Here is a 25,167-nt window from a genome sequence, read left to right on the forward strand (position 1 = left end):
CCGGGATAAAAATGTAAAGGTCGATGTTCAATCTTCATTTTATCAGAATAACTGGCTCATTTGCCTTTCATTTATATACTCTCTCTTCATATTATCAGCCAATGCAAAAACCTCTGATTATTCACGACCCTGTACACAAGACTATCATACTTGATGAGTTCGAGCAGATGGTGTTGAATACAAAACATGTCCAGAGACTCAGAAATATTCAGCAGCTCGGACTTGTGGATCATGTCTATCCCGGTGCCAATCATACACGTTTTGAGCACAGCATAGGCACAATGCACATGGCATCGGTCATAGGTCAGTCCCTGTCATTTGAAGATGAGGATATTCGCAAAATAAGACTTGCAGGACTTCTGCATGACGTGGGTCATTCTGCATTCTCACATGCCGTGGAGAATGTACTCAAACGCAATCCTCAGTTGCAACCGGTGATTGAAGGGAAGAAGTTCATAAAACATGAGGCTTTTTCAAAAGACATTATTTCTCGTATACTGCCTCAGGATAATTATATCTCAGGACACGTTGAATCTGAATTCGGAATGGATGCATTCGACTTTTTTGATGAAATATCTAAAATAGCAACCGGTGACTCACGTTCCATATCAAAACCATATCTTGCACAGGTAATTGCAGGTGATGTGGATGCCGACAGGATTGATTTCCTGTTGCGTGACTCATATCATACAGGTGTTTCATTCGGACTTATAGATGTAGATCAGATTATCAGCAGTCTAATTATAAAGGATGAAAATATCGTTCTTGGAAGCACAGATGGTTCGAGCTATGGTAACGATATGGCATTGACGGCCGCTGAATCTATGCTCATATCTCGTGCTCACCACTATACTGCAATAATTCATAATCCAAAAACCCAGGCTGCAAGGGTGATGTTGCTCTATGCACTTGAAGACGCCCTGGAACAATTCAAAGACAAATCCGGAATCAATGCAGCAAAAGATGAGATTGTCCGCTTTTTCACAGAATATAATGACAACGACCTTCTCAATTTCATAAGGTCGAATGCATCTGAAAAATCACTTGCTTTAATTGACAATCTTCGTGAAGGCAGGTTGTATGAACCTGTTGCAAGGCTTAGCCAGAAGATACTCAGGCCATCCACCAGGATGTCACTCTCAACAATTGCCCGGCATGGTGTGGCTACAAAGAGGTTTGAAACTAGGCTTGCAAATGAACTTGGAGACGTACTTGTGGATCTCACAGTTGCATCGGGTGTTCCTAAAAGCATGCGAATTGCAATGGATGATGAAGATGGTTTTTTCTATGATGAGTCTGCACTTGCCAATGGACTTGTCCGTGCAATATCACGTCAGCTATCACTGACAGCATTTTCACATCCTGATGTTGTTGTCAATAAAGATTCATCCACTGTGCTCTCTGAACTTCGCAGGGTTGTTGATGACCTTTCTCCAAGACTTCTGCATTATACAAGAGAGGATCAATATCTCCCAATAGAGGGTATTATCCTGCTGTTCTATGCAGTCCACAGTATTTTTGTGGATGAAAAACCGGGATTCGTTTCAATTCCCAGGCTAAGGCATATTACATGGCTTTATCGCACAATTCAGAAACTCGGCACTTTCTCAAGGCTCAAGAATCTTTTTGATTATTCATTCCATGAAAGGTATGGTTTCCCTTATTCTGAAAAAGTCTTTGAGGATATTCAGGTTCTGGTTGCTATGGGCATAGTTGACGAGGACCTTCGCTATTATGAAAAAGACGGAAGGTTCCGGCAGAGTTATGAATATGTGCTTACATGGGAAGGGGTTGAATATGCAGGGACACTTGCAGATGCATATCGTCCGGAATTTGAAGAAATGATGTCTCATCTTTCGATGGTCAAGCATTCTATTAAAAGAGATATAGTTACTATTCCGTCAAACAGGTATGTAGCTAAAAAACGGTAAATAGGTGTAAAATAATGTTAACAGGCGAATTGGTTTTGCTGAAGACCTCCAGCAGGGGCAGGGTCAAAGAGTTCATCGCGAAAGTTTCCGATGATCAGTTGCACACGAATTTCGGAATAATTGAGCTGTCATCTCTTGTGGATAAGGGACCAGGTGATACAGTTGTATCTCATATGGGCCAGGAATTCATTATCCAGCGTCCTAAGATGCCTGATTTCTTCAGGCATGCGAAAAGAACCGGAGCACCAATGATGCCAAAGGATATTGGCATGATAATTGCTTACACCGGACTTAACAAAAATGATGTTGTTCTTGATGCAGGCACAGGTTCAGGAATTCTTACAATGTACCTTGGTTCTATTGCAAAAAGAGTTGTCACATATGAAGTGAATGAGGAATTCATGAAGGTTGCAGCCAAGAATGTGCAGAGTGCAGGTCTTGATAATGTGGAACTTCGCTGTGGTGATATTGTTGATGAGATCAAGGATATCGATGAAATGTTCGATGTTGTAACCCTCGATACTCAGAACACTAAAGATGTCATTCCAAATGTCAGGAAAATACTTTATCCGGGTGGCTTTATTGCAACGTATTCTCCGTTCTTTGAGCAGACAAAGGAGATACGCGATGCACTTGATGCTGAAGGGTTCGATGAAGTTATGACGATGGAATTCTCTGAACGCGAGATCTCATTTTCTTCAAGGGGAACTCGTCCTTCAACTTCAAAAGTAGGTCATACAGGCTTTATAACAATAGCAAGAGCCTGAATATTTTGTCAAAATCTATTATTTTTTCAGTTGTTTTGGAACTACCTTACACCTTCATTGGTGATTGTAAATTCACAGGTGCCACCTTCCGGAAGTGAACGGTGTTTCCAGAGTTTTGCACGTCTTTTTCCATCTCCTGTTTTTTCAAGCTGGATTATGGTCTTTGAGATGTGCTCGATCCCACTACCTCCTATGGGTCTTACGCCGCCTGCCATGTCGTTGTAGACCTGGTTTGTCATGACAGCCACAATTCTGTGTTTGCGTGCTATAGCATGTACAAATCCTATCTGGTTTGCAAGCTCTCTTCTTGTCCTGATGCCTGATTCTTCCTGGTCAAGTTCGAATCTGTAAAATGCAGTTGCAGAGTCAATCAGTATGAGCCCTATCTTATCTGATATGAGTTTTTCGATTTCCTTTACTGCTGCATATTGTTCTTCAAAATTATGAGGCTCAAAGATAATTATCTGCTGTGCTATCTCTTTGGCATTCTCTCCTGCGATCTGCCTGAATCTGGCTGGTGAGATAGCTTCGGTATCTATGTAGATAACTTTTTTTCCTTTTTTGACACATTCCACTGCAAGCTGAAGGCACAGGTTTGTCTTTCCACTTCCTGCTTCTCCGAATATCTGTGTAACTACGCCTGCTTCAAATCCTCCGCCTAAAAGATCATCAATGGGCTTGCAGCCGGAACTTAATTGTTCAGTTATCTTTACACCTCTTGGTAGAATTATCTGCTATAATCGGGTTTATAATATACATCTTTTGGCACTGGTAATGTGTTTTCTTTTATGTCTTTTTCTTTTTAATTTTTTTTTGTTTTTGTATTTTCTACATTTAATGTTTTTATTTTGTTTTCTAACTGCTTTGGTGAGAAAATATAGGATCATGTTCGTTTCATTTTATTTATCATATATGTTTTTTCATTGTTTCATATTTGATAACAAACATGGTGTGTTATACTCTACTGTATATTCAAATGCAGTTTGAAAAACCATTATTAAGCTATAAGCCATTTCTATAATTTACCTTCTGGAAACAGGAGTTCCAATGACTACAATGCCTTTTGGATGCGTTTTTCAATCTGGCATTGTTGTTCCTCTCCAGAATGGGACTAATATAATAGTTTATTTATATACAATCGAGGGACGCGAGAAAATGGTTGAAGTGGTTATATATACAACACAGACTTGCCCGAAATGCGAGCAATTAAAAAAGCTACTTAATTCAAAGGGAGTTGCATTTGCAACAGCAGATATGTCTACTCCTGAAGCTTTGACCGAATTAAAATTCAATGGTGTTTTCACCATGACTGCCCCGGTACTCCAGATCGGCGATGAGTTTTTAACTCATAAGGAACTGTTCAGTGGTCCTGACGTGAACCTGGAAGCATTGGGCAGCATACTATAAGTGCAATCTAACTGAGGTGGGAATGATGGACGTATGTGCTACTAATATTAAGGACAAGGTCGAACTTGAAAATGCAGATTTGGGAACTGACATGCAGGTTCGCGCAGAGGAAGATGAGAGGACAGATACCAGTATGACAACACTCACAAAACAGCATGCTATACAGAAGACGCTTGATGGTCATGATATTTCCATAATGCCAAAAGTGCGTACCACTGCAGGGCATATGGTGGACTGGGATCGCAGTATTATTGTGGACCAGTTGTTAAAGGAAACAAAACTTGCCGAGAGATTCCACGGCAAGCCAGGTATTGAAAAGGAAGACGCACTTGAAATTGCAAAGGACGTAGAGCGCCGTATAAGAAGTCTTGACCTCAAATTCCTTTCAGGTCCGCTTATCAGGGAGATCGTCAACATGGAACTCCTTCAGAGAGGTCATGTTGAATGGAGGAATATTTCTACCAGAATAGGTACTCCTGTATATGATGCATGTGAGATTGACCTTGGAAGCGGCTTCGAGGCAAATGACAATGCAAATCTTCAGGAAAATGCAGAAACCTCACACAAGAAGAAGGCAGACAAGATCTCAAAGGAACAGTATCTTCTTCTCTTGCCACCAAAGCTTGCAGACCTTCACCTCAATGGTGACCTTCACATTCATGATCTTGAATACCTTGGAACCCGTGCATTCTGTCAGGACTGGGACCTCAGATATTTCTTCTACTATGGTCTCATGCCGGATGGTTCAGGTGCAAAGGCAAGTGTTGCCGGTCCTGCAATGAAGGCAGAGGTCGCGATCCTCCACGCAGTTAAAGCTCTGGGAAGTGCCCAGACAAATTTCGCAGGTGGTCAGGGATTCTACAACTTCCTTACATTCCTTGCTCCATACTTTGAGGGTAAGAGTTACGGTGACATAAAGCAGCTCATGCAGATGTTCGTGTATGAGATGACCCAGATGATGGTAGCACGTGGTGGACAGGTGGTATTCTCATCAGTCCAGCTTTCCCCAGGTGTACCAAAACTCTGGAGGGACAAGCCTGTTGTGTACAAGGGACGTGTCCACAATGGTGAGAATGATACTCAGAAGCGCACATACGGTGAATTCGAGCGTGAGGTTCGTCTTGCATTCAAGGCACTCATGGACGTAATGATCGAAGGTGATAACTGGGGCAAGCCTTTCAACTTCCCAAAACCTGAGATCTCTCTTGAACCTGACTTCATGGAAGAGGATGATTTCTACAATATGGCACATCCTGACCTGCCAACATACGAAGAACTCTATGACATGACCTTCGAGCTTGCGGCTAAGTTCGGAACACCATATTTCGATAATCAGTTACCAGAATACAGGGGCGCAGGCGAGGGCATATCCTGCTATCAGTGCTGTGCATACCAGTTCTCCGCAAATGCTGATGCAGATGACAGTTTTGAGGATAAGCTCCTGTTCAAGGATGGCCAACATTTCTCAATGGGTTCCTGGCAGGTAGTCTCTCTTAACTGCCCAAGAGCGGCATACAGGGCAGGCGGGGATGATTCTGCTCTGTTTGCTGACCTCAAACAACTGATGGACCAGTGTATACAGCTCTTTAAGACAAAGCGAAACTGGATGGAAAACATAATTGAGAACAACAGGATGCCATTCGCAACACAGAGACCAAAGGACCCTATAACAGGTGAGAAAGGATGCGTTGCAGTGGATATTGATTCACTTGTATGCACCATCGGTGTTATAGGTATCAATGAGATGGTCCAGTATCACACCGGTTCACAGTTGCATGAATCAAAAGATGCGTTCAAGTTTGCCATCAGGGTAATGACAGAGATGGAAATGTATGCACACGAGCTCAGCCAGAAACATGGTCTTGAGATCGCTCTTGCACGTACTCCGGCTGAGACAACAGGTCAGAGATTCTCTGTATCCGACATGCTCCATGATGAATTCAGGGACTGTGTCCTTGAAGTTGTAAAGGGTGACAAGGAAGCTGCTCTTGCAAATCTCAGAAAGACCACGGATCTTCCTGTTTACTACACCAATGGTACACATGTACCACCAGGGGCTAATGTCTCACTTATTGACAGGATAAACCTTGAACATGTGTTCTTCCCTATTGTTGATGGAGGAAACATCTGCCACATCTGGATGGGTGAAGGTTCACCTGATGCAAAGGGACTTAAAGAGTTTGCAATGAATATTGCAAAGAACACTCAGATCGGTTACTTTGCATTCACCAAAGATATGACAGTTTGTCTTAATGACTTCCACATGATGTCAGGTCTTAAGTGCACATGTGAGAACTGTGGTTCCACCAATGTCGAGCAGATGTCCAGGGTAACAGGATATGTTCAGGCAGTAGGTGGCTGGAACAATGGTAAGAGGCAGGAGCTTGAAGACAGGATGCGCTACAGTTCCTCGGACATGATCTGAACCTAAGAATATGAAAGTAAATTACGGGAGTTCCGTTCCCATATCAACGGTAGATTGGCACGGAAAGGTGTCAATCGTTTTCTTTTTACGAGGATGTCCTTACCTGTGTCCTTATTGTCAGAATCACGAGCTTCTTTTTGAAAGTAATCTTGTTGATACTTCGTTGCTCGAAGCTGAGATGAAGAAGTCCCGACCCTTTGTAAGCAGTGTGGTTTTTTCAGGTGGTGAACCCCTGATGCAGAAAGATGCAGTAATGCATCTTGCAGGATTCGCAAAGAAAATAGGTCTGCTTGTAGGTATTCATACAAACGGTTATTATCCTCACGTAATGGCCGAACTTATGGAAAAGGGGCTTGTGGACAAATTCTTCATCGATGTAAAAGCTCCTCTGGATGATGCTCAAAAGTATGCAAAAGCAATTGGATGTATTGATTATAATGACATTCATATTGATCCACAAAATGTGGTTGAAAGGGTGTGTGAATCTATCAATCTTGTTCTGGAAAAGGATATTGAACTGGAATTGAGGACTACCATTATCCGTGATTTTATGGGAAGTCCGGATGAAGTCTCAGAAATTTCAAAATCACTCAATGAACTTACCGGCAGTCGTGAACCTGTTTATGTTCTCCAGCAGGGTTTTGCAGAAAATGCAATGATGGAGTCTCTCAGGGGTATAAAGCCGTTGAGTAGGGATGAACTCCTTGAACTTGCAGATGTTGCTCATAAGTTCCTGAATAACATATATGTCAGGACAAAAGAAAAAGGCAACGAAAAGGTTAACTTCGAATCTGTTTGAAGTTTAAACAATTTTTTAATACTTTCCTGTCAATCATTTAATCAGACTTAAAAAGGTGTGATTAAATGAAACTAAAATTCAGTAGCATTGCAGTATTAATTATACTTCTGGCAGCTACCTTTGTATCGGGTTGTGCAAGTAATTATAAAGAGTCTACTGTGCAGTCAGCTGACTATGTCGTAACTGAAGAGTATGATGAATCCTATGCAAGAAATGCTATGGGTGAAGCGGAGTATGGTGATTCCGGCGGAGCTTCAAGTGTTTCTGTAGACCGTAAGACAATAACTACTGTGGACATGACCATAAAGGTAAGTGATGCCTCAGAGGGCATTGATGAGATATCTAAAATGGCAGTTGCTTCTGGTGGATATGTTTCCAGTTCTTCTATCCACGATTCTTATTATGACTCAATTGAAGCTAAAGAAGGATACATCACTGTAAGAGTGCCGGAATCTGAATATTCATCTTTCCTTGAGGATGTAGGTGAACTGGGTGAAGTAACAAGTAAAAGTGTAAATGCACAGGATGTTACGGAAGAGTATATTGATGTAAGTGCGCGCCTGGATAATCTTGAAAGGCAGGAATCCCGTCTTCAGGAAATTCTCAATATGACTGAAACTGTTGAGGATGTCCTGGCAGTTGAAAAGGAACTTGAAAGGGTTCGCGGTGAGATTGAAAGTCTGACTGGAAGATTGAACTATCTTGATGATCGTGTCGAGTTTTCAACTATCAACATACGTGTAACAGAACCAAGGCCAATAGCTCATTCATGGGGTATTCGGGATGCACTATCAGAATCAGTTAATGGTTTCATATCAATGGTCAATGCCCTGATCGTACTTGTCGGTTATCTTTTGCCACTTGTAATTGTTTTAATATTCTTCGGAGGTGCCGGTTTGTTAATCAGGAGGAGAATTAGAAAACAGTAAGTTTAAATCTGAATTTCTTTATTAAGCTGGTATTTAAATGCCAGCAAAATTAATTTTTCAGGTTTTTAGTATTGATATTTAGTATCAATGCTTCTTTGCCAAGTAATTATTTATAGAACGTTAAAATAGCAGATAACTATGAATGACCCTACTTCTGTATCTGAATTGGGTGAACGCCCGCTTATCAGTCGATTGTCCGGTGTTTTTGGCTCAGTTCATAATCCCGATGTTCCGTTAGGTGCCGGACCTGATGATTGTGCTGTTATCGATATTTCTGAAGATGAATATATGGTAATAACAACTGATATGCTTCACCGTAAGACGGATTTTCCTTTATGCATGACTCCATGGCAGATCGGCTGGATGTCTGCTGCGGTAAATTTCAGTGATGTTGCTTCAATGGGTGCCAGGCCGATAGGTTTTCTCTCAGCAATGGGTTTTTCTAAAGACACCGATCTTTCATTTGTTGATGAAGTTTCAAGGGGAATGAATGATTGTGCAAGATTCTGTGGAACTTCTGTCATAGGTGGTGACATAGACACCCATGATGAGCTGACAATAACAGGTACTTGTCTTGGAAAGGTAAAAAAATCAGAGCTTCTGACCCGAAGAGGTGCAAAACCTGGCGACATTGTATGTGTGACCGGTTTTGCAGGTTCTGCCGGAGCTGCACTGCATGCTCTTGAAAATGATATAGACATACCTGATAGTCTTCTTAATACTCTTCTTGAGCCTGTACCAAGAGTAAGCGAAGCTCAGAAACTTGCCCTTACAGGTGCCGTAACAAGTATGATGGATACAAGTGACGGACTGGCAATGTCACTTCATGACCTTGCAGACCTCAATAATGTGGGATTCAGAATTGATGAGGATTCACTTCCTATACAAAAAGAAATTGAAGATCATGTGACATCTGAAAGTTCAGAACTTACTGATTTTGCACTTTACACTGGTGGGGATTTTGAGCTTCTCTTCACAGTTTCTCCTGATATGCTTGAGGTGGCACAAACCGCATGTTATTTAAATGTTATAGGGAATGTAGTTGACCGGGAAGTTGGTACTATACTTAGGTGCCATAGCGGAAAAAACCTGACGATAAATCGAAAAGGTTATCTGCAATTGGGGAATTAACATTAGGCAGGATTAGTTTACGATATTTAATTATACAGTTCAATCTAATATTTAAGGAAGGTTTAGAATGCGAAATAAGTTTAAATTAATTTTAATTGCATTTTCATTAATGTTTTTGTGCAGTTCGATTGCTTCGGCTGCAAATGTTACAGCAGATTTCAGTGCGAATGTAACTTCCGGTGATAATCCTCTTTCTGTTCAATTCACCGATGCATCTTTCAATGCAACTGAATGGTACTGGGATTTTAATAATGATGGAACAAATGATTCAACAACTCAGAATCCAGTTTTCACTTACAGTTCCGATGGGACTTATACTGTCGTGCTGACAGCCGTGAATGGAACTGAAAGTGATGTGGAAACTAAAACAGATTACATTACTGTTACTACTGCTTCCACTTACGCTACACCAGTTGCTGATTTCAGTGCCAACGTGACGTCCGGAGATAATCCTCTAGCTGTCCAGTTTACCGATGCATCTACCAATGCAACTGAATGGTACTGGGATTTTGATAACGACGGAACCAATGATTCAACTACTCAGAATCCAGTTTTCACTTACAGTTCCGATGGGACTTATACTGTCGTGCTGACAGCCGTGAATGGAACTGAAAGTGATGTGGAGACAAAAACAGATTACATTACTGTTACTACTGCTTCCACTTACGCTACACCAGTTGCTGATTTCAGTGCTAACGTGACGTCCGGAGATAATCCTCTAGCTGTCCAGTTTACCGATACATCTACCAATGCAACTGAATGGTACTGGGATTTTGATAACGACGGAACCAATGATTCAACTACCCAGAATCCTGTTTTCACTTATACTTCCGATGGAACTTACACTGTTGTACTTACGGCTGTGAATGGTACTGAAAGTGACGTAGAGACAAAAACAGATTATATTACAGTATCAACTCCTTCATCCAATCCACCAGTTGCGTCTTTTGATACAAGTGCAACATCTGGTGCGGTTCCATTTACTGTAACTTTCAACGATACCTCTACTAACAGTCCTACCTCATGGTCATGGGACTTTGATGATGGAGACACTTCAACAGAGCAACATCCTGTACATACTTTTGATACAGTTGGGACCTACAACGTAACTCTGGAAGCTACAAATGGAGATGGGGCTGATACATCTGATGTCACAACGATCACAGTTTATCCACAGACCTATTACACCGGTGACCGAATATGGGACGAGAATGCCGATCAATCAGAAGACAAGTACACCTGGGATGCAAAATCCTTCTCAGGATTCTTCTATGATCTTGAATCTGGACTTAGCTCTGAGAACATGACCATTTATGATATCGATCGTTCACTTGGTGATGGTGATATTGTTTACCAGACAAGACCAGTTGAGACAGATTTCGAAAACTCTGATTGGGGTTCTTATCAGATTATTGGTTTTATGGCAGAGAAATACTTTGCGGGATATACCGGTAACACAACAATTGACGGTGTTGATGAAGTAAGTCTTATGTCTGCAGGTCAGTTATCTAAAATTCTCCTTGATGTAGATGACAAAGAGTCTGTTTATTCCGGTTCATCACTGATCCTTGAGGATGGCTATGAACTGAATGTCATAGAAGTTGATGTGAATGGTGAAAGCGTATATGTAACCCTGACACAAGACGGAGATGAAGTTGACAGTGGTGTAATTTCCAGTGGTGATGATTATGTCTATGAGACTGATCTTGGAGATGCAGATGATGTGGCACTGATAATTGTTCATTTCGATGAGGTTTTCAGTGGTACTGAAACAAATGCTGTTTTCGTTGAAGGTGTCTTCCAGATATCAGATGATTACATTGAACTTGATGACGGTGAAACCTATGGTGAAATGGAAATTACTTCCATAAGTGATGAACTTATAGAAATGGAAAATGAGGATACGGTCTCCCTCTCAAAAGGTGACTCGATCACCCTTATGGGTAAGATCAAGATAGAAGTTGCTGACAATGATGACTTAAGATTTGCACCTTATGTTGACATGTCCGACCCAGGTACTTATGAACTTCGTGGTACGGTTGCAGAAGAAGATGACCTTCTCACATGGACACCATTGAATTTTGAAGGCTTCTACTATGATATCGATGAGGGTATACAGACTGAAAAACTTGAATTAACTGCCATATCCGGAAGGACAATTGATGATGGCGACCTTGTTTATACAAGCACGCCTGATTCCGTTGATTTCGAATATTCCAGCTGGGGAGAATTCGAAGTAATAGGATTTATGGCTGAGAAGTATTTTGCAGGTTATACAGATGACACAGATATCGATGGTGTTGACGAAATAAGTCTCATGTCCAATGGTCAGCTCTCAAAAGTTCTACTGGACGATGATGACGAATCATCTGTTTACTCAGGTTCTTCACTGATTCTTGAGGAAGGCTACACTCTGGATGTAATTGAAGTCGACACTAATGGAGAGAGTGTTCTTATTGAATTGTATCAGGATGGAGATGAGGTTGATACAGGAATAGTATCTGCCAACGATGATTATGTCTATGAGACTGATCTTGGTGATGCGGATGACGTACCTATCATCATAGTACACTTTAATGAGGTATTTGCTGGTACTGAGTCAAACGCTGTATTCATTGAGGGTGTTTTCCAGATATCTGAAGATTATATCAGTCTCGAGGATGGAGATTCCTATGGTGAGATGGAGATCACCAGCTACGGTGAAGATTCCATTGTCATGAAGAATGAGGATTCCATATCCCTTTCAAGTGATAAGGATATCAGTCTCATGGGAGAAGTTGGTATAAGAGTTGCCGATTCAGGTACACTAAGATACTATCCATATGTTGAAGTTACAACAGCAGCTTCCCAGGCACTCAGCATTGATCTTAGTGAATCAACAGTAACAGAAGGCGATGAGGTAACTATTACTGTTACTTCACGTGGTTCACAAATATCAGATGCCACAGTCAAGGTGGAAGGTACAACCATTGGAACCACCGATGATGAAGGTACAATTGATTATGATGCAGATGAAGTTGGTACTTTTGAGATAACTGCTTCAAAGGATGGTTACACATCAGATTCTCAAGACCTTGAGGTAATCGATCCTGATGATGAAACCAGAAAGATGAGCATTGAAGTATCTCCTGATGAGGTTTATGAGGGAAGCTCCATTACTATATTTGTCCTGCAGGCAATTGGAGGAAACCCTGTTTCCGGTGCAACGGTTACTTTTGATGGTGCATCAATAGGTACCACTGACAGTGATGGAACTGTAACCTATACTACAACTGAGACAGGAACACATTCTATTGAAGCTACCAAGGATGGTATGAATGATGCTGAACTTGATCTGAAGGTCAATGAACTTGCCGCAGAATTTGAATTCAGTAATCTGGAGATAAGTCCTCTTGAGATTAAACAGGGACAGGAAGCAATCATAAGTGCTGATGTTATCAACACGGGTACTGCCGAAGGTTCCTATAATGTTGAGCTTAAGGTAAATGGCGTAGTTGTAGATTCACAGACAATAACACTTTCAGTAGGTAATTCCACAACCGTTGAGTTCACACATGAGGAAGAAGAGCCCGGTACCTATGAAGTAGAACTGGGAGACCTTACAACCACCTATGAGGTCTTTGAAAGATCCGGTACAGTGTGGTATGTCCTTGGAGCAGTTGGTCTTGCAGCCATTGGAGGAGTTGCATATCTGTTCACAGCAGGTGGATGGACTGTGGAAATTGCACAGGCCAAGGCTGCAGAAGCAATAGAAGCACTTAAAGAGTTGATCGGACAATACCGATAAACTCTTTTTTTATCTTTTTTTATTTTTATTCAGATCCAAATTCAGCTTATTTTCTTAGCCACAAGTTCGATAGCTTCAAGCAGGCTGTTTTTAGGCATAATGGTTGCAACGGGTATGCTCAGTATCTTCTCTACTGTGGGGCTGACTATTGGTGCGCATACAAGAGCTTTTGCTCCTTCTCTCTCGGCACGGACAGCAGCAATGATGGCTTCTTCCATGGAAGTTGCAGAATACTCTCTGATAGTGCATAAATTTCCAGATATCTTTCTTTTAGTTTCGCTGATGTTATCAAGCACCGGTCTTGCAGCAATCACTGCTATGAATTCACCCTTTTCTGATCCTTCCAGCCTTTTGATCGTTTTGATTATTTGTCTTAATGTTTTGACATTAGGTTCTCTTTTACCGGACATGATTTTATAAAGTGTACTGGCAGGAACATCTGCCTCCTCGGCAAATTCTGCCATGTTCATGTTCAGTTCTTCCTTTATGGTACTGGAAAGGGCATTCCTGAAATCTTCATCTGATTCAAAAACAGCTTGTATTATTTTGTCTACTGTGCTCATCTTTTATCTCCCGACACACTATAAGCCCACCTAGGCAAATCAATTTAAAAAATTAGCCTTTTTAGGTTATATATCTTACGGATTGTGGAAATATATATAATATATAGGCTCATGCAAACAAATTATCTAACATTATTTAAGGTGGTAATGTGAACCAGACAAAGACAATTAAATTAGCTTCTACTTTATTTCTTGTGATGGCACTTGTCCTTGCTGTATTCGTATCAGGATGCACAGAGGACACTGCTGATCAGGAAGAAGAACAGGCAGATGCTATTACTGAACTTACTTTTGGTTATCAGCCAAGTACACATCAGATAGCATACATGACTGCCAGAGAAAAAGGCTGGTGGCTTGAAGACCTTGAGCCTTATGGCATAGAATCCATTGATGACAATCTTTTCCCAACAGGTGCACCTGAAATGCAGTCCATGCTTGCAGGTGAGATAGACGTAGCATATGTTGGTGCAGCTCCTGTTATAGCTGCTCTTGCAAATGGTCTTGATGCAAAGATCGTAGCTGCTGTACAGATACAGGGTTCAGATCTTGTACTCAGAACCGATCTTCCTTATGAGAGTCCGGAAGACCTCAGAGGACTTACAATAGCAACATTCCCTGCAGGAACTATCCAGGACACCCTCATCAGGGACTGGTTGCAGGAAAACGGAATTGACCCGGAAACAGAAGTAGACATAAAAGGAATGGGTCCTGGAGATGCAATGACAGCTATCTCTGCAGGCCAGGTAGATGCGGTATTCCTTCCTCATCCGGCACCAGTAATGATCGAGAGTGAAGGTACTGGCAGGTCAGTGGTATCATCAGGTGAAATGCTTCAGGATCATGCATGCTGTGTTGTTGCTGTAAGTGGTGATCTCATAAGGAATCATCCTGACGTTGTCCAGCAGATAGTTGAAACTCATGTGCATGCAACAGAGTACAATTCTGAGAATCTTGGTGAAGCAGCACAGATATTTGCTGATGATCAGGACTGGGACGTTGAACTGGTAAATCAGTCACTCAATGACTGGGATGGTTCATGGGTAGCTGATCCGAATCTGATAGTCAACTCAACAGTTGATTACGCACAGGTTCAGTATGAACTTGGATATATCAGCACACCTCTCACACAGGAAGATATATTTGATCTGAGCTTCTATGATGCTCTGGATCAATAATCTTTTTTTTCTTTTTTGATACTAACTTAAATAATAAGTACACATTTCTATGTTTGTCCGGAGTCTTATAGTCTCCGATCAACCGGAGGATCCATGACAAAAAACAACATCCATGTCCTGAAAGATAAAAGCGTGGAAATCATATCCATATGCTCTGCGATCGTTCTCTGGCAAATAATAGCAGTTTATGTTGTAGGTAACAAGTTCTATCTGCCAAGTTTCACGGATGTGATCGGTGCATTAGCTGAAATTATGTCAAGAGATTCAAACCTGGTTATAATGGGTCTTAACATGCAGCTTCCGATGTTACTGGTTGATTTCTTCTATAGTATGATGCACTTTAGCATAGGCCTGATAGCTGCTCTTGTCATAGGGATTCCAATAGGTATGATCATGGGTTGGTTCCGCACGATAGATCGTATTGTTGATCCTATTGTAGAAATGGTACGTCCAATTCCTCCGCTTGCATGGATACCCTTTGCAATTATCTGGATAGGTCTGAATCCCTTCGCTGCAGGCTTTCTCATATTCATCGGTGCAGTTTTCCCGATCATGATCAACACTTTTACAGGTTTTAAGAGTGTATCCAGAGTATATGTAGAAGCAGCAAAAGTATTAGGTTGTAACAATAATCATGAACTCATACGCTATGTGGCTTTCCCGTCAGCTCTTCCTTCCATTGCTGCAGGCATAAGAATAGCAATGGGCGTAGGCTGGATGTGCCTTGTTGCTGCTGAAATGTTTGGAGTAAGCAGGAACGGTCTCGGTTATCAGATGTGGCATTTCTATGATCTTCACAGAATGGAATTTGTGCTTTTGTATATGCTTATTCTTGGTTTCCTCGGACTTTTCATTGACCGGCTGCTGAGGTACTATATTGATGGCAAGCTCCTTAAATGGCGAAAAGGTGTGGTGATCTGAATGGGTAGTGTAAAAGTAAGGAATGTATCCCGGAATTTCACAAAGGATGAAGATACTTCAACTCTGGCACTTGATAATGTTAGTCTTGAGGTTGAAGACAAGGATTTTGTTTGCTTTGTAGGTCCATCAGGATGTGGAAAGACCACCTTGCTAAGGATAATATCCGGCCTTGATAAACCGGACAGTGGTGAAGTTTATCTTGATGGTACAAGAATAGATTCTCCCGGCCCTGACAGAGGCATGGTTTTTCAGGAATACTCACTTTTCCCCTGGAAAACAGTTATTGACAACATTATATTTGGCCCACAGATGAGTGGGAAAAAAAAGAAAGATGCTATTGTTGAAAGTGAAAAATACCTTGAACTGGTTGGCCTTCAGCAATTCCGGGACAGCTATCCATACGAACTTTCAGGCGGTATGAAGCAGAGAGTTGCTATTGCAAGGGCACTTGCCAATGAGCCTGCAGTACTTCTAATGGATGAACCCTTTGGTGCACTTGATGCCCAGACACGTAATATACTCCAGCAGGAGTTACTGGACATATGGCAAAAAAAGAGCATTACCGTTCTTTTTGTTACGCACAGCGTGGACGAAGCTGTTTTCCTTGCAGATAAAATAGTGCTGATGAGTGCACGTCCGGGTAAAGTAAAGGAAGTAATAGATGTGAACCTTCCACGACCAAGGGACAGGACAAGCCCCGAAGCCAATAGGCTCCGAGATCGGATTCTAAAATCTCTTCTCAAGGAACAGGGTCATTGAGAATTTGTTCATTCAGAGCGCACAATTACTTTTGTTCCTGACTCAATCTCTTTAATGCTGACCTTTCCTACCAGTTCCATTGTTTTACTGGCTTTTGCAAATCCAATATCAGACCCCGGGCGTACAAACATCTGTTCTCCTGCAATGGCAGATCCATTTATTTTTACCGAATCGAATATTTTGAGGTCCCCGGCTACTTCTATACTTCCGTTTATCTCTGATCTTGCACCCACAATAGCTTCATCTGCTTTGACATCTCCTTTTACAAAAGTACCTTTTCCAAGTTTCAGTATTCCTTTTACATTGATACCTTTCCAGAAATTGGAACCTGATCCGACTATAAGGTTTCCATCTACATTGATGTCCTTCTCAAAATAGCTGTTTTTGCGGGTAATATAAGTGTTTGATTCCTCATGGTATTTTATTGGATTTTCACTCATCTAAGGTCACCATTGTACTTCAATAGTTTTTTCTGATTATAAATCCTACTCTGAATAATAGCTTATTGTCGTATTTTGTTCACAGATTGACATACAAATATATGAATGACAAGTTTCTTTATTTTATTATAATTTATATACTTAGAATATTAGGTGCCAACTATTATATATTATATATTCAATATAATTACTTATATTTGAGATATGTTGATGCAGTTTTCACAGCTTTCCTGACGTATCCAAAGGTGTACAGATGGTCATAAACAAAAACACACATGATTTTGAGAATGACAATAGTGCTCATTCAACAGACATAGGGGAATCCCTGTCGTTGCCAGTGAGTGAAATCTCTTTTTCAGATATCGCACATTCTCAGACATTTTATGACCTGCTTGATCAGCTTGTGCTTATTGTCGATGAAAATGACTCTATTATTATGGCCAACAAAAAAGCACAGGATTATCTGGGTTTTGATCATAGTACAGAAAGTGGTAAATTCACAGAAAAATATGTTCCTGAAGACGAAAAAGAATATGCTACATCCTTTTTATCTTCATTTTTCCAGGAAAATAAAGATGAACTGGCACTTTCATTTTCTACTGAGTTTTTAATAAAAGGTTCAGATGATACAATAACAACTTTTCTTGTTAATGTAAGTCTCCTAAAAGATGCTGATTCTCCTGAAAAAGCACTTCTACTTTCCTTTATAGATATCCAGGAAAAAAATGATGTGCAAAATGAAATGCTAAAAGATATTGAAAAATTGTTCATTCATCTTGATTCAATTCCTTATGCACTTGTTTTTTCTGATCATACCGGTAAAATTACTTTCTGGAACCGCAACGCAACCCGACTTTTTGGTTATAAGGAAGATGAGATTGTTGGTCAAAATATAACCCGTATAATGCCAAAAAGATATCGTAAGGCACATGAAGGCTGGGAGGAACTAATATCTATTGGAAAGTCTCCTGTTGTTGGCAAGATCATAGAAGTTGCCGGTCTGCGCAAGGATGATACTGAATTCCCTATAGAACTTGCAATCACTACTACCCGCTATAAGGGTGATATTTTCCATGGAGCTATCATCAACGATATTTCTCAGAGGAAAATGAAAGAGAGGCTCACAAGCATTGCAAAGAATAAATACCGTATGATGTTCGAAAAATCACCTCTTGGTATTTTCCACTTTGATGAGAATGGCACAATAACGCAATGCAATGAGATATTGGTCCGGATTTTAGGAGTCCCTGAGGAACAGGTGATCTCAAAGATAATAGGTTTCAATATTATTGATTCTTTCAGTGAGGACAATGAGATCAAAAAAGCTATAAAGCAGGTTCTTGCAGGAATTCCTGCAAGATATGAAGATGACTTCTATTCTCCATTTTCAGATAAGGTTATACCTATAAAGGCAGAGTTCAGTCCGGTGGTGTCCGATGAAGGCAAATTTATGGGTGGAGTCTGTGTGGTCGAGGATTTCACAGAAAGAAAAGCCGCAGAAGAAGCCCTTAATAAATATGCTGAGGACCTTGCCAGAGCAAATGAGGAATTAACATCTCTTGATCGCATGAAAGACGAGTTCATTTCTAACCTCAGGCATGAATTAAAGACACCATTGATCCCTATCAAAGGTTATAGTGAACTTATGTATGAAGGTTCGCTTGGTGAATTGAACCAGAAACAGAAAGATGCAGTTGAAAAGATGATGCTGAGCTCTGAAAGGCTGAAGAGGCTCATTGATTCTCTTCTCTATGTAAGCATTACTGAAGGTGGCAATGTGGAGTACACATTTGTACCTTTAAGAATATGTGAAGTTATTGATTCTGCACTTCATGATCGTTCTCCTGAGATCTCAAGCAAAGCTCACACAGTAGAAAAGTCCATTCCCTGTGATATTCCATTGATAGATGGTGATCTGGATTACCTTGAAGAGGTTTTTGTCAATTTGATCGATAATTCCATAAAATTCATGAATGACGGTGGAAAGATAAAAATATCTGCTGTGCTACAGGAAAATACTAAAATCCACATAAAGATATCCGACGAGGGAATAGGTATTTCCGAAGAAAATCTTCCTCACATCTTCAACAGGTTCTATCAGGTTGATGGCTCTTCAACACGTAAATACGGCGGAAATGGCCTTGGTCTGTATATATGTAAAAAGATAATAGAGGCTCACAATGGTGAGATATGGGCTGAGAGTGATGGAAGTAAAGGCGCCACCATTCACATTCTCCTTCCGGTTAAGTGATCATTGAACTCATATATTCGTGAAGTGTGATAAGCGACAGAGATGTTGTGTTAATATCACCATTCTCTTTTCCCCAGGAGCCGTTATCATTCAGATTTTCCAGTAACCATCTTACAGGTTCTTTTACCTCACTTTTATATCCTGCAATCATCAGTGACTGAATAACAATATTGGTGGTTGCCGGTGTTTTCCATGAACCGTTTTTTTGCTTTTTTGATATTATCCATCTGGCCTTCTCTTCAACAAACTCATTGTAAATATCTACTTTTTCAATTTTTTGCTGTTTGATAAGTGCTTTGATTATAAGAGCAGTTGTTCCGGGATGTTCCCATTTTTCCCCGTAATTCTCAACAAGCCATTTGCATCCACCGGGATTAAAGGATCCAATGTCTGCAAGTGCTGCAAGGGCATATGTGCTGTCATAGACATCCTCATTCCATGAACCATTTTTCTGCTTTGACAGTATCCACTCTCCGGTTTCATTTAAAACAGTACCTGCTTGTGCAAGAACAGAAGTTACGCGTGAAGTATCTCTCAGGTCATCATCCCATGAATCTCCCTTGCGTAAATTCAGAAGTTTCTCCATGTAGCCGTTTTCCTCTTTCCAGAGATAACTTGCCTGAACTACACGTGCAAGGTCTTTCACTTTTGTTATCTTTTGTGAATAAAGCCAGTTGAAAGACGCTTCACTTTTGAAAATCATGATTGTTCAGACGGTCTGTGGATTTATCTATCTTTCTACCTGTATTCCACCCTGTATCTGTGACGTTCTCCGTATTCTCTTACCTTTCCGGGACTCCAGTTATTTACATGGCCATAGTAGCCCGTGACTCTGAATATATTGTCAGTGATCTTTCTCTGACAATGCGGGCATATTTCCTGTATTCCTCTGGAAATATTTCCTTTATTATATGTAAATTTATTCAGGAAGAATAAATCTTCCTGACAATTCATTTCTTGAAATTCTCAACAGAATCTACAATGGAAGCGAATTCCTTGCCCCAGAGCATTTCTTCGTTGATATCGGTGTGGACTTTTCCGCTGTCCTCGATCTCTGCTATCTTTGGGTCCATTGGAAGTTCACCAAGAATTGGTATGTTGAAATCTGTGGATGCTTTTTCAACTCCACCTTTGCCGAAAATATCTATTTTTTCATCACAGTGTGGACAGATAATTCCTGCCATGTTCTCTACGATGCCGATCACAGGTACTTTCAGGATCTCTGCGAATTTGATGGATTTCCTGACACTCACAAGAGCAACATCCTGTGGTGTTGTTACAACAACTGCACCTTCCATTTTTTCGATGAGCTGTGCAATGCTAAGTGGCTCATCACCGGTCCCGGGTGGCAGGTCAACGATCAGGTATTCAAGGTCGCCCCAGGAGACATCTTCAAGGAATTGTTTGATGGCTGCCATCTTTGCAGGACCTCTCCATATGACAGGTGCATCCTTGTCTTCAAGAAGGAGTGCCACAGACATGACTACAAGGTTTTCGGTGACGCTGATAGGCACGATGCCATTTTCATCAACACCAGGTCTTATGTCTTCGATACCAAACATCTTTGGGATGCTTGGTCCGTGTATATCTGCATCAAGAAGCCCAACCTTGTGTCCACGTTCAGCAAGCTTTGCAGCCAGGTTTGCGGCAACGGTACTTTTTCCTACTCCACCTTTACCACTCATGACCATTATTTTCTTTTTAATGGCTCTCATGTTCCTGATAAGCTTTGGTTCCTCCGGCTTCTTTAAAAGGTCTTCTGTAGTCTGGATATTTTGTGTCATATGATCTCCTTTAGAATGTTGGTGTGGCGATTACGGACAATAAATAATGTTAAGGCAACTATTCCGTGTCCAGCGGATTTTTGCCGGTAATTTCAATAGCTTTGCCCTCTATGAGTGCCTGAGCCACTTTTTTTCTTGCGTTCTGAAGATCCTGCCAGAATGCCCTCCTTGAAATGCCCATGCTGATAGCTGCTTCTTCCTGCTGCAATCCTTCAAGATCAGCAAGACGCAGGGCTTCAAGTTCTTCAATGGCAAGGGTCACGGTTTCAAGTTCCTTTAGTGGCACTCCACGTGGTTTAAAATATAATACGTCCGGGGAGCACTCTATTCTTCTGGGTGCTTTGGGTCTTCCTCTGCAAGTCATTGTTATGAACTCAATAAATGATGTTTTATTTATATGTAATCCAATAGCTTTATATATTTATTCTCTTTTGTGCGATATTCAATCTAAAGTCTATCATCCCACAAAATATGCCAGAATGCTGATCACTCCCAGAACAATACAGAATTTTGAGAAATCTATCTTTCTGGCTGCTTTTATGAAGAGATCAATTGTAAGTATACCTGAAAGGAATGCGCAGAAAAGTGCCAGTATTGAATTCACATTAATTTTCAAAAGCCCCATGGCTCCCATTCCAACATCTGCTGCCATAACTGCCGGAATGCTCATGAGGAAGCTGAGCTTCAAAGCCTGCTCAGGTTCTATGTTTCTCAAAAGTAAAGTGGATACAGTAATTCCTGATCTGCTGACTCCCGGCAGGGCTGCAAATCCCTGTGTAGTACCAACAATCAGTGAATCCTTGATCCCGGCTTTTTCCCGGTGGATCGTATTCTTTGAGGCAGACATTTGAAGTAGTCCTGTAAATATGAGCAATCCTCCGATAACTGCAGTTGCAAGTCTGCCGGAAAAATCATTCATTTCGGTGGCAAAGAGAATTAATGGCAGTCCAATTATTCCGGTTATTAAAGTTGCTACGAGTAAGAATGTGATCAGGCTATCTTTTTTCTCCTGCATATCTCTGTTTTTTACGTATTGAGGGATATCTGTGATTATTTCTCTGATATCCTTTCTGAAAAATACTACTGCTGAAAGTAATGTTCCTGTATGCAACCATATGGCTATGGGAAGAGCATCTTTAAGGGGCTTATCAAAAAAATTAAGCATGACTAGTGTAGTCATACCTTCGCTGCTGATAGGTAACCACTCAGCTAATCCCTGTACTATACCAAGTACGATTGCCTCAAAAACTGTTAACATCCTGTGCCATTTTAGCTTTATTTGTATATATAAAAGGTGGTTCTATCCTGGTTATTGTTACTATTATTGTGATGTCGGTTATCACTCTATTGTGAGTAAATATATAAACAAAACCCAAAATCTATTTATACTTTATCTCTTATGTGTGTATTAATCATTTATTTGTCTTCAGGAGTACATCAATGAAAATATGTGTTACATCAAAAGGTTCTGACCTGGATGCCCCGACGGTTCCTCATTTCGGCAGATGCAAATTCTTCCTGATAGTGGATCCGGATACTATGGAATTCGAAGCTATAGGGAATAATCAGGGTTCAGCGTCAGGAGGTGCAGGTGTCCAGGCAGCCCAGCAGGTTATCGGTAAAGGAATAAATGTACTGGTAACAGGTAGTGTAGGTCCGAATGCATTCACATTGCTGGAATCCGAAGGCATTGAGATGAATATATTCTCCGGCGGTTCTGTGAAAGAGGCAATTGATGCTTTTAACTCAGGGTCACTGGAGAGTATAGATGCACCAAATTCTGCCGGTAAATCAAGAAGATGAGCTGGCTTGAAATTCTAATTACAATATCAGTATATCAAATTATCACAAAAGAGGTGTGAATTATGAAATTATGTATACCTTCAATGGGACAGAACGGAATGGAAGATACTGTAGGCCAGCATTTTGGAAAAGTACCTTTCTACACATTATATGACACCGAAACAAAGGAAACTTCTGTAATATCAAATACAAGCGAACACAATGGTGGCACAGGACTTCCACCTGAGATCATGGCAAAGGAAAATGTTGATGTAATGCTCTGTGGTGGTCTTGGAAGAAAAGCAGTCCAGATGTTCGAGCAGTACGACATCGATGTATTCATCGGTGCAACAGGTAGCATTCAGGATGCTGTTGCTGCATGGGAAAACTCCAGTCTTTCAAAGGCAACTCAGAATAACTCATGTGCAGGCCATGGTCATGACCACGGCCCCGATGGTCACTGCCACTAAAATTGATATGGGTGCATGATACATGAAAATAGCTATCGCAAGTGGCAAAGGTGGTACCGGGAAGACCACGGTGGCTGTGAACTTTGCCCTTGCGATTGGCAACGTTCAGCTTTTTGATTGCGATGTGGAAGAGCCCAATTGTAATCTTTTCCTTGGTCTTGATCTTGAAAAACAGGAGGATGTCAGTATTTCTGTTCCTAAGATCGATGCTGAAAAATGTAGCCTTTGCGGAAAATGCGCAGAATTCTGCCGCTACAATGCAATAGCAAATCTCCCTCAACGTATCATGCTTTTTCCTAAACTCTGCCACGGCTGTGGTGGCTGTCAAATAGTCTGTCCTGAAAATGCGATCACAGAAGAACTCAGGTCAATCGGGAAAATTGAAAAAGGTGAAGATTCTAATTCCGGGATAAGTTTCTTTCAGGGAACACTTGAAATAGGTGAGCCAATGGCAACTCCTGTAATCAGGCAGTTACAGGCACACATAGATGGAACTACGGTTGCAGTCATCGACTCTCCTCCGGGGACAGCATGTCCCGTCATAGCAACCGTTGGGGATATGGATTACTGTGTGCTTGTAACCGAACCCACTCCATTTGGGCTCAATGATCTCATCCTTGCAGTAGACGTTTTAAGGCAACTTGGAGTTCCATTTGGAGTCATAATTAACAGGCATGGTTCAGGAGATGATCGTGTAGAGGAATATTGTCATAAAGAAAATATTCCGTTACTGATGAAAATTCCATATAAAAGGGAAATAGCAGTTCTCTATTCAGAAGGCATTCCTTTTGTTGAGCATATGCCGGAATGGAAAGAAAAATTCAGGAAATTGTATCATGAGATCTGTTCCATTTCATCAGAAAACACATTACAACAATCCTGTACAAAGGTGAGCAGTTAATGGTAAAAAAGTTGACTGTTATAAGTGGAAAAGGTGGCACCGGAAAGACTACTTTTACTTCGTCTTTTGTTGCTCTTGCAGAAAATGCTGTTATCGCTGACTGTGATGTTGATGCTGCTGACATGCATTTGATATTGCAACCTGAAATATCCGAAACATACGATTTCTATGGTCTTGATGTTGCCAGCATTGATAGAGAATTATGTACTGGTTGTGGAACTTGTATCTCTTCCTGTAAGTTCGCTGCAATAGGCCCTGAACTTGTAGTTGATACTTACAAGTGTGAAGGATGCGGGGTTTGTGAGTATATCTGTCCCATGGATGCAGTCAGCATGCTTGCAAAGAAGGCCGGTGAATATTATTGTTCAAATACAAGATTTGGTCCGCTTGTTCATGCTAAGCTCGGAGTTGGTGAAGAAGCAAGTGGCAAACTTGTCTCGGACGTTCGCCACCGTGCATCTGAGCTCGCAGAACAAAATAGCAAAGATATGATACTCATAGATGGCCCACCGGGAACCGGATGTGCTGTCATAGCTGCAATCACGGGTACTGATATGGTACTTGTGGTAACAGAACCAACAAAATCGGGCATTCATGATCTTGAAAGAGTTGTACAGGTAGCCAAACATTTCCGAATACCCGTTGCAGTCTGTATCAACAAGTGTGATATCAACGAGCAGATCTCTGAATCTATCAATGATTATTGTGAAGATAATGGCATTCCTGTTCTGGGAATGCTCCCTTATGATGATGTAGTTATTGAAGCCATGGTTGCAGGAAAGACTGTTGTTGAGTATTCTGACGGTAAAATCTCAGAAGATATCAGGTCTGTCTGGGATGAAATTATGAATGTTCTCTTTCGCCAGGAGAAAAAAGACCTTGTCAAATTGGTACAGTGAAACCACTGAACAATATGAACGAATGGTAAAAATCTAATTCTAAAAA

General features: G+C 41.0%; 24 protein-coding genes. 16 read left to right on the top strand and 8 right to left on the bottom strand.

The genetic code is table 11. From position 1 onward, the window contains the following. The first annotated feature begins 101 nt into the window (after nt 1–101). Complete coding sequence (locus J2746_RS01430) at nt 102–1,931, top strand: HD domain-containing protein (protein WP_209615121.1); 1,830 nt, start codon at nt 102–104, stop codon at nt 1,929–1,931. Between the two features lie 14 nt (nt 1,932–1,945). Continuing rightward, nucleotides 1,946–2,698, top strand: coding sequence for a tRNA (adenine-N1)-methyltransferase (locus J2746_RS01435; protein ID WP_209615124.1), 753 nt, complete (start codon nt 1,946–1,948; stop codon nt 2,696–2,698). A 41-nt stretch (nt 2,699–2,739) separates the two neighbouring features. On the opposite strand, the gene radB is transcribed toward J2746_RS01435, so the two are convergent. Then, on the bottom strand, nt 2,740–3,405 hold the full coding sequence (gene radB, locus J2746_RS01440) for a DNA repair and recombination protein RadB (RefSeq protein WP_209615675.1): 666 nt from the start codon (nt 3,403–3,405) through the stop codon (nt 2,740–2,742). A 448-nt stretch (nt 3,406–3,853) separates the two neighbouring features. Here radB and J2746_RS01445 point away from each other — a divergent pair, with 448 nt between their 5' ends. The 6 genes from J2746_RS01445 (at nt 3,854) to J2746_RS01470 (ending at nt 13,176) form a co-directional block, all read left to right on the top strand. Further along, complete coding sequence (locus J2746_RS01445) at nt 3,854–4,105, top strand: glutaredoxin family protein (protein WP_209615128.1); 252 nt, start codon at nt 3,854–3,856, stop codon at nt 4,103–4,105. A 25-nt stretch (nt 4,106–4,130) separates the two neighbouring features. After that, entirely contained in the window at nt 4,131–6,530 is a 2,400-nt protein-coding gene (gene nrdD, locus J2746_RS01450) for an anaerobic ribonucleoside-triphosphate reductase (RefSeq protein WP_209615677.1), read from the top strand. A 10-nt stretch (nt 6,531–6,540) separates the two neighbouring features. After that, a complete protein-coding gene (locus J2746_RS01455) occupies nt 6,541–7,329 on the top strand; it encodes an anaerobic ribonucleoside-triphosphate reductase activating protein (RefSeq protein ID WP_209615131.1) in 789 nt (262 codons plus the stop codon). A gap of 65 nt (nt 7,330–7,394) precedes the next feature. Continuing rightward, nucleotides 7,395–8,258 (top strand): DUF4349 domain-containing protein, encoded by an 864-nt coding sequence (locus J2746_RS01460; RefSeq protein WP_209615133.1) that lies wholly within the window; start codon nt 7,395–7,397, stop codon nt 8,256–8,258. A 138-nt stretch (nt 8,259–8,396) separates the two neighbouring features. Continuing rightward, nucleotides 8,397–9,389 carry a thiamine-phosphate kinase gene (thiL, locus tag J2746_RS01465; RefSeq protein ID WP_209615136.1) on the top strand — a complete coding sequence of 331 codons (993 nt, stop codon included), beginning with the start codon at nt 8,397–8,399 and terminating at the stop codon, nt 9,387–9,389. A gap of 109 nt (nt 9,390–9,498) precedes the next feature. Beyond that, a complete protein-coding gene (locus tag J2746_RS01470; RefSeq protein ID WP_245249915.1) occupies nt 9,499–13,176 on the top strand; it encodes an S-layer protein domain-containing protein in 3,678 nt (1,225 codons plus the stop codon). A 41-nt stretch (nt 13,177–13,217) separates the two neighbouring features. On the opposite strand, the gene J2746_RS01475 is transcribed toward J2746_RS01470, so the two are convergent. Then, on the bottom strand, nt 13,218–13,739 hold the full coding sequence (locus J2746_RS01475) for a helix-turn-helix domain-containing protein (RefSeq protein WP_209615142.1): 522 nt from the start codon (nt 13,737–13,739) through the stop codon (nt 13,218–13,220). A 197-nt stretch (nt 13,740–13,936) separates the two neighbouring features. Between J2746_RS01475 and J2746_RS01480 the strand changes: the two genes are divergently transcribed. The 3 genes from J2746_RS01480 to J2746_RS01490 all read left to right on the top strand — a co-directional run bounded on the left by J2746_RS01480 (nt 13,937) and on the right by J2746_RS01490 (nt 16,594). After that, nucleotides 13,937–14,914 carry an ABC transporter substrate-binding protein gene (locus J2746_RS01480; RefSeq protein ID WP_209615681.1) on the top strand — a complete coding sequence of 326 codons (978 nt, stop codon included), beginning with the start codon at nt 13,937–13,939 and terminating at the stop codon, nt 14,912–14,914. 93 nt (nt 14,915–15,007) lie between these two features. After that, nucleotides 15,008–15,835, top strand: a complete 828-nt coding sequence (locus J2746_RS01485) for an ABC transporter permease (RefSeq protein WP_209615145.1) — start codon at nt 15,008–15,010, stop codon at nt 15,833–15,835. Continuing rightward, on the top strand, nt 15,836–16,594 hold the full coding sequence (locus tag J2746_RS01490; RefSeq protein ID WP_209615148.1) for an ABC transporter ATP-binding protein: 759 nt from the start codon (nt 15,836–15,838) through the stop codon (nt 16,592–16,594). A gap of 8 nt (nt 16,595–16,602) precedes the next feature. Here the strand turns inward: J2746_RS01490 and J2746_RS01495 are convergent, their stop codons facing one another. Beyond that, complete coding sequence (locus J2746_RS01495) at nt 16,603–17,034, bottom strand: bactofilin family protein (RefSeq protein ID WP_209615151.1); 432 nt, start codon at nt 17,032–17,034, stop codon at nt 16,603–16,605. Between the two features lie 253 nt (nt 17,035–17,287). On the opposite strand from J2746_RS01495, the gene J2746_RS01500 reads away from it, so the two are divergent. Then, the gene (locus tag J2746_RS01500; RefSeq protein ID WP_209615153.1) at nt 17,288–19,285 is read left to right on the top strand and encodes a sensor histidine kinase; all 1,998 of its coding nucleotides are present in this window, start codon (nt 17,288–17,290) and stop codon (nt 19,283–19,285) included. Here J2746_RS01500 and J2746_RS01505 read toward each other — a convergent pair. From J2746_RS01505 to J2746_RS01525, 5 genes are all read right to left on the bottom strand, one after another. Further along, a complete protein-coding gene (locus J2746_RS01505; RefSeq protein WP_209615156.1) occupies nt 19,278–19,988 on the bottom strand; it encodes a prenyltransferase/squalene oxidase repeat-containing protein in 711 nt (236 codons plus the stop codon). The genes J2746_RS01500 and J2746_RS01505 overlap by 8 nt on opposite strands. 35 nt (nt 19,989–20,023) lie before the next feature. After that, nucleotides 20,024–20,239 carry an anaerobic ribonucleoside-triphosphate reductase gene (gene nrdD, locus J2746_RS01510; protein ID WP_209615158.1) on the bottom strand — a complete coding sequence of 72 codons (216 nt, stop codon included), beginning with the start codon at nt 20,237–20,239 and terminating at the stop codon, nt 20,024–20,026. Further along, entirely contained in the window at nt 20,236–21,069 is an 834-nt protein-coding gene (locus tag J2746_RS01515) for an Mrp/NBP35 family ATP-binding protein (protein ID WP_209615161.1), read from the bottom strand. Before J2746_RS01515 ends, nrdD (J2746_RS01510) begins: the two co-directional genes overlap by 4 nt. 58 nt (nt 21,070–21,127) lie before the next feature. Next, nucleotides 21,128–21,433, bottom strand: coding sequence for a DUF134 domain-containing protein (locus J2746_RS01520; protein ID WP_209615164.1), 306 nt, complete (start codon nt 21,431–21,433; stop codon nt 21,128–21,130). Between the two features lie 93 nt (nt 21,434–21,526). Next, nucleotides 21,527–22,327 carry an undecaprenyl-diphosphate phosphatase gene (locus J2746_RS01525; protein WP_209615167.1) on the bottom strand — a complete coding sequence of 267 codons (801 nt, stop codon included), beginning with the start codon at nt 22,325–22,327 and terminating at the stop codon, nt 21,527–21,529. A 182-nt stretch (nt 22,328–22,509) separates the two neighbouring features. Here J2746_RS01525 and J2746_RS01530 point away from each other — a divergent pair, with 182 nt between their 5' ends. The 4 genes from J2746_RS01530 (at nt 22,510) to J2746_RS01545 (ending at nt 25,121) form a co-directional block, all read left to right on the top strand. Then, on the top strand, nt 22,510–22,872 hold the full coding sequence (locus J2746_RS01530; protein ID WP_209615170.1) for a NifB/NifX family molybdenum-iron cluster-binding protein: 363 nt from the start codon (nt 22,510–22,512) through the stop codon (nt 22,870–22,872). 62 nt (nt 22,873–22,934) lie between these two features. After that, nucleotides 22,935–23,321 (top strand): NifB/NifX family molybdenum-iron cluster-binding protein, encoded by a 387-nt coding sequence (locus J2746_RS01535; protein ID WP_209615173.1) that lies wholly within the window; start codon nt 22,935–22,937, stop codon nt 23,319–23,321. 22 nt (nt 23,322–23,343) lie between these two features. Further along, nucleotides 23,344–24,222: an ATP-binding protein gene (locus J2746_RS01540; RefSeq protein WP_209615176.1), complete on the top strand. Its 879-nt coding sequence runs from the start codon at nt 23,344–23,346 to the stop codon at nt 24,220–24,222. Further along, on the top strand, nt 24,222–25,121 hold the full coding sequence (locus J2746_RS01545; protein ID WP_209615179.1) for an ATP-binding protein: 900 nt from the start codon (nt 24,222–24,224) through the stop codon (nt 25,119–25,121). Before J2746_RS01540 ends, J2746_RS01545 begins: the two co-directional genes overlap by 1 nt. Nucleotides 25,122–25,167 lie beyond the last annotated feature (46 nt).

The organism is Methanolobus bombayensis (assembly GCF_017873415.1).
GTDB lineage: Archaea > Halobacteriota > Methanosarcinia > Methanosarcinales > Methanosarcinaceae > Methanolobus > Methanolobus bombayensis.

What these genes read in the sequence shown, in the direction of transcription:
- J2746_RS01435 (WP_209615124.1), top strand. Translation starts at nt 1,946, where the DNA reads ATGTTAACAGGCGAATTGGTTTTGCTGAAGACCTCCAGCAGGGGCAGG.
- J2746_RS01495 (WP_209615151.1), bottom strand. Translation starts at nt 17,034, where the DNA reads ATGAGTGAAAATCCAATAAAATACCATGAGGAATCAAACACTTATATT.
- J2746_RS01520 (WP_209615164.1), bottom strand. Translation starts at nt 21,433, where the DNA reads ATGACTTGCAGAGGAAGACCCAAAGCACCCAGAAGAATAGAGTGCTCC.
- J2746_RS01475 (WP_209615142.1), bottom strand. Translation starts at nt 13,739, where the DNA reads ATGAGCACAGTAGACAAAATAATACAAGCTGTTTTTGAATCAGATGAA.
- J2746_RS01490 (WP_209615148.1), top strand. Translation starts at nt 15,836, where the DNA reads ATGGGTAGTGTAAAAGTAAGGAATGTATCCCGGAATTTCACAAAGGAT.
- J2746_RS01455 (WP_209615131.1), top strand. Translation starts at nt 6,541, where the DNA reads ATGAAAGTAAATTACGGGAGTTCCGTTCCCATATCAACGGTAGATTGG.
- J2746_RS01530 (WP_209615170.1), top strand. Translation starts at nt 22,510, where the DNA reads ATGAAAATATGTGTTACATCAAAAGGTTCTGACCTGGATGCCCCGACG.
- J2746_RS01485 (WP_209615145.1), top strand. Translation starts at nt 15,008, where the DNA reads ATGACAAAAAACAACATCCATGTCCTGAAAGATAAAAGCGTGGAAATC.
- J2746_RS01445 (WP_209615128.1), top strand. Translation starts at nt 3,854, where the DNA reads ATGGTTGAAGTGGTTATATATACAACACAGACTTGCCCGAAATGCGAG.
- J2746_RS01480 (WP_209615681.1), top strand. Translation starts at nt 13,937, where the DNA reads ATGGCACTTGTCCTTGCTGTATTCGTATCAGGATGCACAGAGGACACT.
- nrdD (WP_209615677.1), top strand. Translation starts at nt 4,131, where the DNA reads ATGGACGTATGTGCTACTAATATTAAGGACAAGGTCGAACTTGAAAAT.
- J2746_RS01460 (WP_209615133.1), top strand. Translation starts at nt 7,395, where the DNA reads ATGAAACTAAAATTCAGTAGCATTGCAGTATTAATTATACTTCTGGCA.
- nrdD (WP_209615158.1), bottom strand. Translation starts at nt 20,239, where the DNA reads ATGAATTGTCAGGAAGATTTATTCTTCCTGAATAAATTTACATATAAT.
- J2746_RS01430 (WP_209615121.1), top strand. Translation starts at nt 102, where the DNA reads ATGCAAAAACCTCTGATTATTCACGACCCTGTACACAAGACTATCATA.
- J2746_RS01525 (WP_209615167.1), bottom strand. Translation starts at nt 22,327, where the DNA reads ATGTTAACAGTTTTTGAGGCAATCGTACTTGGTATAGTACAGGGATTA.
- J2746_RS01500 (WP_209615153.1), top strand. Translation starts at nt 17,288, where the DNA reads ATGGTCATAAACAAAAACACACATGATTTTGAGAATGACAATAGTGCT.
- J2746_RS01505 (WP_209615156.1), bottom strand. Translation starts at nt 19,988, where the DNA reads ATGATTTTCAAAAGTGAAGCGTCTTTCAACTGGCTTTATTCACAAAAG.
- J2746_RS01470 (WP_245249915.1), top strand. Translation starts at nt 9,499, where the DNA reads ATGTTTTTGTGCAGTTCGATTGCTTCGGCTGCAAATGTTACAGCAGAT.
- J2746_RS01535 (WP_209615173.1), top strand. Translation starts at nt 22,935, where the DNA reads ATGAAATTATGTATACCTTCAATGGGACAGAACGGAATGGAAGATACT.
- J2746_RS01545 (WP_209615179.1), top strand. Translation starts at nt 24,222, where the DNA reads ATGGTAAAAAAGTTGACTGTTATAAGTGGAAAAGGTGGCACCGGAAAG.
- J2746_RS01515 (WP_209615161.1), bottom strand. Translation starts at nt 21,069, where the DNA reads ATGACACAAAATATCCAGACTACAGAAGACCTTTTAAAGAAGCCGGAG.
- thiL (WP_209615136.1), top strand. Translation starts at nt 8,397, where the DNA reads ATGAATGACCCTACTTCTGTATCTGAATTGGGTGAACGCCCGCTTATC.
- J2746_RS01540 (WP_209615176.1), top strand. Translation starts at nt 23,344, where the DNA reads ATGAAAATAGCTATCGCAAGTGGCAAAGGTGGTACCGGGAAGACCACG.